The sequence below is a fragment of the Chryseobacterium sp. 22543 genome (assembly GCF_052044565.1).
In the GTDB taxonomy this organism is placed as follows: Bacteria; Bacteroidota; Bacteroidia; order Flavobacteriales; family Weeksellaceae; genus Chryseobacterium.
In genome coordinates, this window is the sequence record NZ_JBQENH010000004.1 from 631,433 (window position 1) to 644,622 (window position 13,190).

12 protein-coding genes and 6 tRNA genes are annotated in these 13,190 nt (G+C 37.0%); 12 read left to right on the top strand and 6 right to left on the bottom strand.

Annotation, left to right across the window (positions count from 1 at the left end):
* Positions 1 to 414 precede the first annotated feature (414 nt).
* Positions 415 to 1,383: a quinone oxidoreductase family protein gene (locus ACTJIP_RS17370; protein WP_440704878.1), complete on the top strand. Its 969-nt coding sequence runs from the start codon at positions 415 to 417 to the stop codon at positions 1,381 to 1,383.
* Positions 1,384 to 1,590: 207 nt separating this feature from the next.
* Entirely contained in the window at positions 1,591 to 2,973 is a 1,383-nt protein-coding gene (locus ACTJIP_RS17375; protein ID WP_077413188.1) for a tetratricopeptide repeat protein, read from the top strand.
* 47 nt (positions 2,974 to 3,020) lie between these two features.
* On the opposite strand, the gene ACTJIP_RS17380 is transcribed toward ACTJIP_RS17375, so the two are convergent.
* From ACTJIP_RS17380 to ACTJIP_RS17395, 4 genes are read right to left on the bottom strand one after another with little or no spacing between them, the layout of a single operon-like run.
* Positions 3,021 to 3,887, bottom strand: a complete 867-nt coding sequence (locus ACTJIP_RS17380) for a hypothetical protein (RefSeq protein WP_219071967.1) — start codon at positions 3,885 to 3,887, stop codon at positions 3,021 to 3,023.
* Between the two features lie 46 nt (positions 3,888 to 3,933).
* Positions 3,934 to 4,812 carry a DMT family transporter gene (locus ACTJIP_RS17385; RefSeq protein ID WP_077413186.1) on the bottom strand — a complete coding sequence of 293 codons (879 nt, stop codon included), beginning with the start codon at positions 4,810 to 4,812 and terminating at the stop codon, positions 3,934 to 3,936.
* Positions 4,799 to 5,452, bottom strand: a complete 654-nt coding sequence (aat, locus tag ACTJIP_RS17390; RefSeq protein WP_219071966.1) for a leucyl/phenylalanyl-tRNA--protein transferase — start codon at positions 5,450 to 5,452, stop codon at positions 4,799 to 4,801. Before aat ends, ACTJIP_RS17385 begins: the two co-directional genes overlap by 14 nt.
* A 60-nt stretch (positions 5,453 to 5,512) precedes the next feature.
* Positions 5,513 to 5,890 carry a DUF3127 domain-containing protein gene (locus tag ACTJIP_RS17395; protein WP_047380715.1) on the bottom strand — a complete coding sequence of 126 codons (378 nt, stop codon included), beginning with the start codon at positions 5,888 to 5,890 and terminating at the stop codon, positions 5,513 to 5,515.
* A gap of 180 nt (positions 5,891 to 6,070) precedes the next feature.
* Between ACTJIP_RS17395 and ACTJIP_RS17400 the strand changes: the two genes are divergently transcribed.
* From ACTJIP_RS17400 to ACTJIP_RS17430, 7 genes are all read left to right on the top strand, one after another.
* A tRNA-Leu gene (locus ACTJIP_RS17400) sits at positions 6,071 to 6,152 on the top strand.
* A 4-nt stretch (positions 6,153 to 6,156) separates the two neighbouring features.
* Positions 6,157 to 6,232: transfer RNA gene (locus tag ACTJIP_RS17405), tRNA-Gly, on the top strand.
* Between the two features lie 6 nt (positions 6,233 to 6,238).
* Positions 6,239 to 6,322 (top strand) — tRNA-Leu (locus ACTJIP_RS17410).
* A 120-nt stretch (positions 6,323 to 6,442) separates the two neighbouring features.
* Positions 6,443 to 6,524, top strand: a tRNA-Leu gene (locus ACTJIP_RS17415).
* 4 nt (positions 6,525 to 6,528) lie between these two features.
* Positions 6,529 to 6,604 (top strand) — tRNA-Gly (locus tag ACTJIP_RS17420).
* 6 nt (positions 6,605 to 6,610) lie between these two features.
* Positions 6,611 to 6,694 (top strand) — tRNA-Leu (locus ACTJIP_RS17425).
* A gap of 214 nt (positions 6,695 to 6,908) precedes the next feature.
* Positions 6,909 to 7,613, top strand: coding sequence for a hypothetical protein (locus ACTJIP_RS17430; RefSeq protein ID WP_440704879.1), 705 nt, complete (start codon positions 6,909 to 6,911; stop codon positions 7,611 to 7,613).
* 73 nt (positions 7,614 to 7,686) lie between these two features.
* Here ACTJIP_RS17430 and ACTJIP_RS17435 read toward each other — a convergent pair whose 3' ends face one another.
* Positions 7,687 to 8,307 (bottom strand): helix-turn-helix domain-containing protein, encoded by a 621-nt coding sequence (locus tag ACTJIP_RS17435; RefSeq protein ID WP_440704880.1) that lies wholly within the window; start codon positions 8,305 to 8,307, stop codon positions 7,687 to 7,689.
* 327 nt (positions 8,308 to 8,634) lie between these two features.
* Here ACTJIP_RS17435 and ACTJIP_RS17440 point away from each other — a divergent pair, with 327 nt between their 5' ends.
* From ACTJIP_RS17440 to ACTJIP_RS17450, 3 genes are read left to right on the top strand one after another with little or no spacing between them, the layout of a single operon-like run.
* Positions 8,635 to 9,003 carry a hypothetical protein gene (locus ACTJIP_RS17440; protein WP_180564842.1) on the top strand — a complete coding sequence of 123 codons (369 nt, stop codon included), beginning with the start codon at positions 8,635 to 8,637 and terminating at the stop codon, positions 9,001 to 9,003.
* Between the two features lie 41 nt (positions 9,004 to 9,044).
* The gene (locus ACTJIP_RS17445) at positions 9,045 to 10,460 is read left to right on the top strand and encodes an aminotransferase-like domain-containing protein (RefSeq protein ID WP_077413181.1); all 1,416 of its coding nucleotides are present in this window, start codon (positions 9,045 to 9,047) and stop codon (positions 10,458 to 10,460) included.
* A gap of 14 nt (positions 10,461 to 10,474) precedes the next feature.
* Entirely contained in the window at positions 10,475 to 10,960 is a 486-nt protein-coding gene (locus tag ACTJIP_RS17450; protein ID WP_077413180.1) for a GNAT family N-acetyltransferase, read from the top strand.
* A gap of 75 nt (positions 10,961 to 11,035) precedes the next feature.
* Here the strand turns inward: ACTJIP_RS17450 and ACTJIP_RS17455 are convergent, their stop codons facing one another.
* Entirely contained in the window at positions 11,036 to 12,889 is a 1,854-nt protein-coding gene (locus ACTJIP_RS17455) for an alkaline phosphatase family protein (protein WP_440704881.1), read from the bottom strand.
* Between the last annotated feature and the right edge of the window lie 301 nt (positions 12,890 to 13,190).

Genomic DNA, 13,190 nt, shown 5'->3' on the forward strand with positions numbered 1-13,190 from the left:
ATATGCATTGTTGGAAATGTTCGCAAAGGCGTTCCTCTCAGCGAGGTTGATTGTTGTTTGCTGAACGAAGTACCCTTGCGAAATAATAATAACAATATTATGTTATCCTAGCGTCCTCTGTGTTTCAATCTCTAAATGTCATATATTCTTTTTTAACGCAACGTTCGCAAGAATAATATGCATTGTTGGAAATGTTCGCAAAGGCGTTCCTCTCAGCGAGGTTGATTGTTATTTGCTGAACGAAGTGCCCTTGCGGACAAATAATAATAACAATATTATGTTTTTCTTAGCGTCCTCTGCGTTTTTAATTCTATTATCAGGGTTATAAACTTCCTTTCCCAAAATCCAAATCTCATAACAAATGTTATCGTTCCACAGCATTCATCCCTCATAATTTTGTATAAAAATTAAAGAATGAAAGCAGCAGTAGTATTTGAAAAAGGAAGTATCCCTCAATATGCAGATTTCCCGGAGCCTGAAGTACAGGAAAATGAAATTTTGGTTTCAGTAAAAGCAGCCTCCATTAAAAACCTTGACAAAGCCAGAGCGGGAGGGAATCACTATTCAACAGAAAATCAGGAGCATCAGCCAACAATTATTGGAACAGATGGGGCAGGATATCTTGAAAACGGAAATAAAGTCTATTTTTTCAGCAAGAAAGGAACCGTATCCGAAAAAGCCGCAGCAGATGAAAAAATGATCATTCCGATTCCTGAAGAACTGGATTTTTCGTTAGCAGCAGCACTACCCAATGCTGTTATGGGATCAGCGATGGCTTTGAAATTCAAGGCAGGGTTGCAACCGGGAAATACGGTCCTGATTAATGGAGCAACAGGAATTACAGGCAGAATTGCTGTTCAGATCGCCAAAATATATGGAGCTGGTAGAGTTATCGTTACCGGTAGAAATGAAAAATCTCTGGAGTCTTTACTTGAGTTGGGCGCTGATGAGGTAATTTCACTCAAACTGGACGATCATGATTTTAAACAAAAAATAAAAGAAGTTCATCAGGAAACACCTATAGATATTATTTTGGATTATATCTGGGGCCATTCCGTAGAAATGATATTGTCCGCCTTTAAGGGATACGGAACTTTTTCCCATAAAACAAAACTGGTAACAATAGGAGGAATGAGCGGAGATACCGTTCAGCTTTCTTCACAGATTCTCAGAGGAACTGATATTCAGATTTCAGGATCGGGATTGGGCAGCTGGACAAAAGAAGAATCTGCACTTCTGTTTTCAGAAATTATTCCGGAAATGTACCAGGCAGCTGTTGAAGGAAAAATTAAAATGGAAACAGAAGAGGTTGATATTAAAAATATCGAAGCCGTGTGGAATGCTGAGATACAAAGCGGAAAACGCCTGGTCATAAGAATTTAACCCCAATTTCCATTTTTTTATCCACAATCCTTTTATCGGTTTTCTTTTTTTACTATTTTTATAATAGAAATTTATGAAATGGAAAATTCAAAAAAAAGTTGCAACTTTGCATAAATATTTGAATATCAGTTTCAGATGTATTATTAACTAACCGTTTGCCGAGGTTTGTAAGCAAATTCAGACATCAGGCCGACAAAGAGGACACTATTGGAAGAGTATTTTGGAAATGAACTTGTAAAAAAGTTCGAGGAAATGATGGAAAACAATGACGAATTCTACTTTGATACAGAAGAGTTGGAAGACATTATTGTTTATTATTTGGAGCTTGGTGATTTTAATTACGCTGATATGGCGGTTAATTATGGACTGAAGCTTCATCCCAATTCATTGGATATCAAGATCAAAAGGCTTGAGATCCTTTTGGAGTGGGAAGAGTATAATATGGCGAAAGAACTTATCAACGAGCTGAAAGGTGCTTCTATGGAGAACACAGACTTTTTGGTTTGTTACGCCAAATATTATTCGAGCTTAGGAAATCCCAGAAAATCCATTGAAATTTGTAAAAAAGCTTTGACATTAGAGGAAGAAGAAAACTTTCTCCACAACTTTATTGCGGATGAATATGTGAATCTCGGAGATCCTTTTAACGCCCTTAAACATTACAGAAAAGCACTGAAAGAAGATCCAACGGACGAATATTCGCTGGAAAACTGTATGGTGTGCTTCAGTGACCTGAATAAGAGCGAGGAGGCTATAGCCTTTCTTAATGAATATTTAGATGAATTCCCTTATTCTGAAACCGCCTGGTTTGAATACGGACAATTCTATTTCAACAGAAAAAATTATGATGAAGCCATAAGAGGCTACGATTATTTGTTGGCAATCAATTCAAGCTCTGTAGGAGTATATGCTAACAAATCAGCCTGTTATGAAGCTATGGGACAATACCAGAAAGCTATCGATACTTATGAAGAAATGCTGGAGCTGGAATACACAAAAGCATTTACTTTTTATAAAATCGGATTGTGCAATAAGGCATTAAAACAACCTATTTTAGCTTTAAATGCATTCCAGAAATCATTGAGAGAAGACCCTCAGTTTTATCTTGCAATGATGGAACAGTCTTATCTTTACGAAGAAATGGGCGGAATGTCTGAAGCATTGCACTATGCTAAAGAAGCTACCCAGCTGAATGAAAACAATCTTGATTACCAAAAAAGATTAGCGTTTCTTTTCATTGACTCAGGGAAGTTTGAAGAAAGCCTTTCATGTCTTAAAAAGCTGGTGGATGCAGAGCCTACAAGGTTCTACAACTGGTATGCCTATTCAGAAGTTTTAATGTTGGTAGGAGAGTACGAAGATGCGGTAACGGTGTTGAATAGTGCCATAAAAAAACATCACAGAGCTGAGCTGTTTTATCAGTTGAGTAATTGTTTTTTCAACTTGAAAGATCAGGATAAAGGAACAGAATCACTTCAGAAAGCATTAGAGCTTGATCCGTCTTTAGCTAAGGATATGCAGAAAAAATATCCTTTCATTAAAGATGAAGTGAAAAAGGTTAAAGCTACTAAAGTGAGGAAAAAGAACTAGATTAATCTAAAAAATAATAGAAAAACCTGCATAAATGCAGGTTTTTTTTATTGATAGTTATATTCGTAGATGAATTTATCAGGAGCACTTGTGAGAGGGTTTCCATTACTGTCAAGAGACTGTCTGTCTTCTACAGACGGATAACCTGCGGTATTAAATGTAGCGGTATATTTATGAGAAGTTGTTCCGGTTCCGGTTCCTCCGCCGGCTGTAGTATTGGTAAACTGCCCCTTATAGGTGCTTAGGCTGTTCTTTATATTTGAAAACAACATGCTTACGCCATCGCTGCTTTCATTTCCATTGAATATGATTTTATCAAAACCCTTTACGTTTTTAAAAGGATAGTTTTTATCCGTGTAAGTGTAGGTCTCTGTTTCTGTGTAATTAACAGTGTTTCCATTTACTGTTCCGGTGCCCGAACCTACATTGCTTACCATATTTCCATCGTTGTAGGTAAATACACTGTTGATTGTAGAAGAGCCTGCAGCCCCGGAATTTGTTTGTCTTTTTACATTGATTTCTGTATTGCTTGTATAAACATAAGTAAATGCAACCGTGTTCTGTACTGTGCCTGTAGTAGAATATTCTTTAGTAACTGCTGAAGACATACGACCGTTATTATATCCATATTCAACCGTGCTTTCAAGAACATTGTTTTCGTAATTTTTGATTCCGGTAACATACTCATCGGTATAAGTGAATTCAATTCTTTGCCCATGATTAATGTTGTTAATCATACTGATGATTTTAGTACCGTTGTAATTGATTTTCATTACAATACCATCCTTGATCATTTTTGTAGGAAGAATTACACTTTGATTGGAGGGATCACTGTTGTCAAAAGGAGTGTCATCGTCAGAAGAACACGAAAGTGTTAATAAGGCTATTGAGCCACAAAGTAGAAGTTTTTTCATAGTTATAAGTTAAATCGGTCAAATATAATTTAATTTATAATATGATTTATCTTTTTTGATTTGTTCTTAAAAATATAAGCCCTCCAATGATGATTCCGGCCCCTATAAATTGTAAATAAGTCAGTTTTTCACCATCTAAAATTCCCCAGATAATAGCCACAATTGGCATTATTAAAGTAACCGTGGAAGCAAAAAGGGGAGAAGAAACTTTCAGCAAACGATAATTCATTGTCATCGCAAGACCCGTTCCGAAGATAGATAAGAGACCGACAAACATAAGTCCCAGGAGATTATCTTTCGAAAAACTGAATTCGGAAAAGAATCCGGTGGAGGTCAGTGCTATAATGGATGGAAATAGTAAGACAAATGAGAATACAAAAGCTGATAAAACAGTGGAAGAAACCTCCATAAGCTTTGATTTGACAGTTGTTGTACTTATGGCGTAACATAAAGTAGCCAATAATAACAATAGGATTGGAATCATTTTCAATTCTCCGCTGTCACCCCCTCCAAATGCAAGGATGCAAACCCCGGTAAAACTTATTAAAGTCCCTATAATCTGCTTTTTTGTTGTTTCGAATTTCCAGACCAAAGCCCCTACAATAATGACGAAAATAGGCATCATAGAGTTGATGATTCCCGCAATACTGCTGCTCACTTCGGTTTCTGCTATTGGAAATAAAAACATAGGAATAAAATTCCCTGTAAAAGCAGCCAGAATTAACCATTTTAAATGCTTTTTTGGGAAGAGCTTGTAATTGGAAATCGCAATCGGAAGTAAAATAATCCCCGCAATAAGAACCCTTAAAGATCCTACCTGATAAGGATTAAAATGCTCGAGAGATTTTTTGATCAAAATAAAGGAAGATCCCCAGATAATACTCAGGATAACCAGAAGAACCCATTTTTCTTTATCCGCGTTCATTATTTTCGTGTAAGATTTTTAGAAATTCTTTTTTAGGAATCATTTTAGCACCCAGGCTTTCAAGATGCTCTGTATGGGATTGACAATCAATTAATTCAATATTGTTTCTGTTACTCTCTACAAAATGAATAAATCCTGCTTTGGAAGCATTGCTTACTTTAGCAAACATGCTTTCTCCACAAAAAACACTGCCAATCTGCAATCCGTAAAAGCCACCCACAAGCTCTTCATCCTGCCACACTTCAATACTTTTAGCAAGACCATATTCATGAAGCTGGATAAAAGAATGCATCAATTCATCAGAAAGCCATGTCCCGGACTGCCCTTTTCGGGTTGTCTTTTGACAATTCCTGATTACTTCCCTGAAATTTTTGTTCTCTGAAAAAGTAAAAACGTTTCTGTTTAATATCTTTCTCATTGATTTTGAAACTTTCAATTCTGCCGGGTCAAGTACAAACCTTGGATCCGGACACCACCATAGAATTTCTTCTCCGGGATTGTACCAGGGGAAGATACCAAGTTGATAAGCAAACCAGATACGCTCTACAGACAAGTCGCCTCCAAAAGCAACAACTCCTTCATGACCGTCATACAGCTCAGGGTCAGGAAATGAAATCTCGTTTTCGTCTAATCGAACCATGCTTAGAAAAAAAATCCCACTTCAAAAAGCAGGATTTATATTTGATCTTATTTTCTTTAATTAAAAAGGTAAATCATCATCATCGTCTCCCGCAAACGGATTTTCGTTTGAAACTGGAGTTGCAGATTGCTGAGACATTGCCTGAGTAGGTTCTGAAGCATTTTCAGAAACTTTCTCTACTCTCCACCCTGTAATAGAGTTGAAGTATTTAGTTTCACCTTGAGGAGAAACCCATTCTCTACCTCTGATGTTGATTCCTACCTTTACGTTTTCTCCTTCTTTAAGGTTATCTAATAAACTGATTTTATCAGATAAAAATTCTATGTTTATAGGCTGTGGATACTGTTCTTGAGTTAAAATAACCATTTCTCTTTTTTGAAACCCGCTCGCAAATGTTTGAGCATCAAAAAGTTTCTTTACCGTTCCTTGTAATTCCATATCGTAAATATTAACGATGTAAAAGTAAGAAAATGAAATGTAATAAAAGGTGCCGTGAAAAAAAAATGTAGAAATTTTAATTTTTTTTCTTGAAAAGTTTGGTGGTAAAGGAAATTGCCCTATATTTGCACTCACAAAAACGAAGCAAGCTCTTTAAAACTTACAATATAAAAAAAACCAGCGGATGTGGTGTAATTGGTAGCCACGCCAGACTTAGGATCTGGTGCCGTGAGGCGTGGGGGTTCGAGTCCCTTCATCCGCACTATGCGAAAATAGCTCAGCTGGTAGAGCACAACCTTGCCAAGGTTGGGGTCGCGGGTTCGAATCCCGTTTTTCGCTCCACACCATGCCCTGGTGGTGGAACTGGTAGACACGCAGGACTTAAAATCCTGTGTCCGCAAGGACGTACGGGTTCAAGTCCCGTCTGGGGTACAAGACCCTCTGTAATATCTTACGGAGGGTTTTTTGTTTTAATAGAGAGCGCTCTTTAAATAAAAATCTTATATTTGTAAGAAATATAGCTGAAATCTGTAAAAACAGATTGGCAAATCAGCGGATGTGGTGTAATTGGTAGCCACGCCAGACTTAGGATCTGGTGCCGTGAGGCGTGGGGGTTCGAGTCCCTTCATCCGCACTATGCGAAAATAGCTCAGCTGGTAGAGCACAACCTTGCCAAGGTTGGGGTCGCGGGTTCGAATCCCGTTTTTCGCTCCACACCATGCCCTGGTGGTGGAACTGGTAGACACGCAGGACTTAAAATCCTGTGTCCGCAAGGACGTACGGGTTCAAGTCCCGTCTGGGGTACAAGTCCCTCTGTAATCTGATTACGGAGGGATTTTTTATGTCTGGTAAGCACAACTTGTCATATTTTATATATTAATAAGATGCCTTTAACGGTTGTTTCCAGCTTTAAATACTTGTTAATGCCAAGACGAAGATGGGTTTGATTACAAATAATTTTAAATAATTAAAAAATTGAGGCTGCTTTTGGTACATTTGTTTCAGAAATAAAACAACCATGAAATTATTGAATACCGTTTTAGCAGTTACGATGATAACTGCTTCTCATCAATTATTCTCACAGACAACCAACGAGAAAAAAGCCCGGGAAATTATTGAAAAAGCCATTCAGGCAGAAGGAGGAAAAAAGCTTTTAAGCAGCATAAAAACACTTTATTCCAAATCAGAAACGGTAATGGACGGCCGTAAGGTAAACTGGATCACAAAAGAAATGGTGCCTAACAAAGGAAGTTTTGAGATTGAATATCAGGGAAGGATCGTATACAGATCCTGGTTTGATGGGAAAACAGGATATGAGTTGGTTAATGGTGAGAGAAAACTGGCTGATCCTGATGAATTCAAAGATAAAGCTGACAGGAAATATATCATCAATGAATTAGCCTACATAGATCCTAAACTGTACAAAATTGAACTTATTGATGAGAATCCTGATAAGATATATTATAAAATAAAAGCGACCTATGTAACAGGAAAGGTGACTTATCTGTATTATGATGTGAAATCATTCTTTCTAAGCAAAGAAGAAACTGTTGAAAATGGAGAAAAGAATACGTTTTCAACGGTTTTACAAAGTGATTACAAGAAGTTCGGTGATCTTTGGTATGCCACTCAATCTACTTTTGTTTCTGAAAGTGGAAATCAGGAAGCCAACCTCGTGGAATTGTATTATAATAAGGGTATTGAAGAAAACGATTTTAAATAAAATATGATAGCTCATAAAAATCCCTATACAATCAAATGCATAGGGATTTTTTATTTCCTGTATGATTGACGGGCTATCCTTTATTTTCCAGCCTTTCCAGTCTTTCAAAGATGCTGTCAAAAATATTCTTTTCAGTAGTAGAAACATATCCTACAACCTTATAGTATTCCTTATTTTTTTTGTTTGTTAATTGATTATCAGTTGAATGTTGAAGATTTCCATTGATGTGAACTAATAGATTATCAATAGAGTCTGTTGTCAGATCAGCTTTATTCAGAAATATAACATCTCCGTATTGATATTTTGGTAATAGATGCTTTTCTATAGTAAATTCATAGATCAAATCAACGGATGCTAATATTTTTTGCAGTATTGATGTGTTGAGACTCTTATTTTCCGTTGTTACTTGCGTTTCCTTATCATTCTGATGAGTCAATTCCGGGAAAAGCATGAGCTGATCAGTGCTTGAAATACTTCCCAATTGGTTTGACTGCAGGGTTTCTGTCAGAAATTTATCAAGATTAAGATTAAAATGATTGGCAACTTTCAGTATTGTTTCTATTTTTGGTTCTGCACGTCCTTCCTCATAAGAACTTATTACCCCTCTGTTTAAATCAAACAAGTCTGCAAAGGCCTTTTGGCTTAATCCTTTAACCTGTCGTATTTTCTTAATATTACTTCCAAAGAAGCTCATGTTGTCTAAAATTTTTTGCAAATATAGATAATGCGAATAAATGATTGATAAAAATATTTGCAATTCTGTGCAACTCAACGATAAGCAACCATTTGGTATCACAATATTTCAGAGAATGAATAGAGATTGCATAATTTGTTTTAAGAATACAAACTGCTACAAATGAAGTTCCTTATAATATCAATTTTCTATGCTGTTTGTGGAACTGTTTTTCTTTCGTTATCACAAATTCCTGCGAGTATAAATCTGTACCCAGAATATTGTATAGTTCTGTATCTGTATCCAAACTTAAAGACTCCATAATTTTGTTAAACAAGAAGAGTACTTATGGAAATGATGGTTCAACCTCAGGAGCAGATTCAGTATGCCGAAGCATATATTTCGGACATGCCTGAACTGAAAAAGATTTTCCTGCAAATGAAAGAAGTAAAGAAAGTAGACCCGAATTTCGGACTTCCTTTTATGTTGGCGAAAAAGAAAAATGAGACCGTTGCATTTGCCAGTCTTATTGTGAATGAAAAGGATGAAATATCTTTCATAATCTATGATAAAAACAGAATAACAGAATCCGAAAAGAGAAATTTCTTTTCCCGTGCTGAAAGATATTTTAAAAATAATAGTACCCCTAATTTCAGGGATTCAGAACAATTGAATAGCAGTATAAGAAGAATGGTCAGCTGGCTGAATCTTGAATAAAGCCATGATAAAATTGTACATTTACTTAAAACCGTAATGCAATGCCCAAAGATGTTCTGTACCTTAAAATAGCAAACTCTGTCACAGAGCAGATCAAAAGTGAAACCCTGCAGTTTGGAGACAGGCTGCCTTCGCTGAGAAGTGCCCAGAAGTTATATAACGTAAGTCTGAATACCATAAAACAGGCTTATATGGAGCTTGAAAGCAGGTCTCTGGTAGAATCACGTCCTAAATACGGATATTATGTAAGCCAGACTTCCCAGCGGAAACTTGCCCTGCCGTCTGTAGCTCAAATGAAGCATTCGGAAGGAAAAAATACGCCTGAGGATCTCTTTGATAAAGTATTCGGGACGATTGCCGGTACTGATGTAACGCAGTTTGCTCTGGGAATTCCCGGGAAAAGCCTTCTTCCGGTAGCCAAGATGAAAAAATGCATGATTGATGTGGTGAAGAGGAAAAGTGACAGCGGAGTCAATTATGAATCGGTACAGGGAAGTGAACAGCTTCGGCGTGAAATAGCAAAATGGGCGATGGTAATGGAAGGGAAAATCACAGAAGATGACCTGGTAATTACATCCGGAGCAATGAATGGAGTATATAATTGTCTGATGGCAGTTACTAAGCCGGGAGATTGCGTAGCGGTGGAAAGCCCGGTTTATTTTGGAATTCTTCAGGCCATTCATTTATTAGGGTTGAAGGCCGTAGAAATTCCTACTCATCCTATTACAGGGGTAGATCTGGATGCTTTAAAAAAAGTGCTTCCAAAGCTGTCTGCGTGTTGTTTTGTGGTAAACTATAACAATCCGCTAGGATTCCAGATGCCTGATGAGAATAAAAAAGAACTGGTAAAAATGCTTACCGAGCAGAATGTTCCGCTGATTGAAGATGATGTCTACGGAAACATCTATTTTGGTGCAGGAAGACCCAAACCCTGTAAATTTTATGATGAAGCAGGAATTGTGATGTGGGTGGGATCTGTTTCCAAAACATTAGCTCCTGGTTTTAGGACGGGATGGGTGGCTCCCGGGAAGTTTAAAGATAAAATTATCCGTCAGAAACTCGTTCAGACGGTTTCCAGTCCGTCATTATTTTCAGATGTAATCTCAGATTTTCTTGCCCACGGACGGTACGACCATCATCTGAGAATGTTCAGGAAGAAACTCTACGCCAATTATCTTCAAATTCAGAAATCAGTGATTGAATATTTTCCGGACAATACCAAAATCTCCGAACCAAAAGGAGGTTTTATGCTGTGGCTGGAACTTGATAAGAGAATCTGTACAGAAGACCTTTATGATGCGGCTGTCAGCCAGAAAGTAAATTTCGCCCCGGGAAGAATGTTTTCACAATATAATCAGTACCAAAACTGTATGCGTCTGAATTATGCATTAGAATGGACAGACAGAGTGGAAAGTGATCTTGAAAAGCTCGGAAAAATGATAAAAAACAGAATTTAATAAACCTTATAGCGATGAATGATAATAATAATGAAGTAAAAATTGTAGCCTATGAACCTCAGTATAAAGGAGCTTTCAAAGCTTTAAATGAAGAGTGGATCAAAACATTCTTTGTGATGGAAGCCAGTGATTATAAGCTGTTGGATAATCCGGAAGAACATATTTTAAATAAAGGAGGGCATATTGTTTTTGCCCTGTTAAATAATGAAGCTGTAGGAACTTGTGCATTGGTGAAAGCGAAAGAGGAACCTCTTACTTTTGAGCTGTCAAAAATGGCGGTAAGTCCTAAAGCTCAGGGTAAAAAAATAGGATATTTACTGGGAGCCACATTAGTAGATCTGGCAAGAGGCCTGAATGCTGAAAAAGTAGTTCTGGAAACAAACTCTGTGCTGGTTCCTGCAATAAAACTTTATGAAAAGCTTGGGTTTAAACATGTACCTATTGTAGCTGCAGGATATGACCGTGTAGATGTGCAGATGGAGCTGGATTTGAAGATATAACAGAAAAAATATTAGAACAAGGATATTTTTATCCGAGTTCTAATATCAAAATTTAAATCTAATTGCTTTACTGTTTTATTTCTTGATGAAAGTCTGGGTCAGTGGTTTTTTACTTCCGTTGATTTTAATAAAATACACTCCTGCCGGAAGATTTCCGATATTTATTTTTTCATCGTAATATTCTCTTGAAGACTGTAAATGTGATGTTGAAACAATCGCTCCTTTACTGTCGATGATTTCTACTTTAATTTCCTTATCCTCAGACTTGTACTGGATTCCGATGAATGTTGAAACAGGATTGGGATATACTTTAAAATCATCAGCGATGACCTTCGTCTCTTTTGATGCCAATACTTCTTTGGAACATACCGGAATTCTGTTCACGCCGTCAATTCCCCATGGAGACTGAACCGGAATACAAAGCCAGTTCAATACAGTAGGGAAATGATCTGTTTCTCTTGTCGTTGAAGTATAATCATACACCTTAAAGTTATTAACCGTACCGGTATTATAAGTAGGAGAACCTGTTACTGACATATTATTAGCATTTGGACTTGAATCCGTCAATGTATTTCCTGAAGTTCCATTACATTTCCAGTTGGCTAATAATTGAGAATAATAAGGGTGTGAAGCCGTAATATCCTGATTAGCCCAATTCACAATCACATCATTAGGAAGAGCCGATTTCCAGATTCTTACATCTTTATAAGAAGCCGCCAGATTGATTCCATAAGTATTTGTTCCATCCTGATTTAAAGTTAAAGGAAGCCCGGAATCAATATTTCCGATCGTATTCATTTTAGCAAAAGTTACCGGAACACCATCTTCATACAGCGTTACAAGGCCGTCTCTGTCAAAGCTGGCAGCAATATGCTTCCATTTATTGGTTTCCACTTTTCCGCCAACAAGATCTATTCTGCTGGTACCATCACCAATATTCATCTTGAATGTCTGCCCGGAATATCCTGAGAAAACAAATCCTTTATTTTTCCCATTAGCCCAGTTTTTATTACTGATCATTACCGGATCACTGGAATAGGCTGCATTAGGTTTTACCCAAAATTCAATGGTAAAATCCTGATTGGCACCAAAATTAAAAGGCGTTTGGTTAGATGGTTTTGCATAAGTTCCCGCTGGAAAATTCAACTGATTAAATGTTTTATTGGATTCCAGAACGGTTTTGCTGATCTGCTGAGGAGTAAATCCCGGATTAGAATATACTGTAAAAATATTTCTTTCAGAAAGATTTCCACCACCATGAGAGCTGTCTACCGCACCATGATCTGTAGTAAGAACTACGAGCCAGTCTTCATTGTTATAAGAAGGCCTGTTTTTCATCGCTGCAACAATCTCTCCAATGTAAGTATCTGTTGTTTTAATAGAAGATACATATTGAGGAACGGTGGAAGAGAACCCGTAAGAATGTCCTGCGTGGTCTACATCGTCAAAATCTACAAAGAGAATATCAGGATTATCATTCTGCAAAGCAGTTACAGCAGCATTTTTCACTGCAAGATCTGTTGCCAGATTGGTTTTTACATCAGCGTTTTGGATAATTTTATCGTTGATGGGTGCCCAATGAGCGAGAGAAATAGTTCTCAGACCAGGATTGTAAGTTTCAGCTCTTGTTAAAAAGTCAGGATAATTGACGTAGTTCGGGCTTGTAAAATTATTGTCCTGAACATTATGCTTGGTGTGCCATACACCGGTAAGCATCGTACTCCATCCGTTTCCGCTCCAGGTAGTGGCAGCGCAAAGCCCGTCGACAGAATATATCGACTGACTGATAAGATTTTGAATGTTGGGAGTAGGAGTAGACATCATTACGTCTGCACGGCAACCGTCAATACCGATAAAAAGTACTTTTTTGGTCTGAGCTCCAAGGAAACAGCTCATTACAACAGCCATTGAGAATAGTTTTGTTTTCATAGGGAAAAGAGTTTTTGAAATATAAAAGTTTACAAATAGTAATTTATTTTTAACTATTGTAAAATTAGTTTACTATTTGTAAATATTTATGAACTGAAAATTAATTAATTGATAATTAAAAAGCTCCAGAAAAAAGTTTTCTAAAATCTTCAATTGATTGTACTAAATGGAGGCTGTTTCAAAAATGTCATTCTGAACGAAATGAAATGTAGTGAAGAATCTAATGTTTCGTAAATCAATAAAATTCTTCCTTCGTCAGAATGACAAAAGCGAAATTATCTGGCTTTTGTGAAAACCTCTG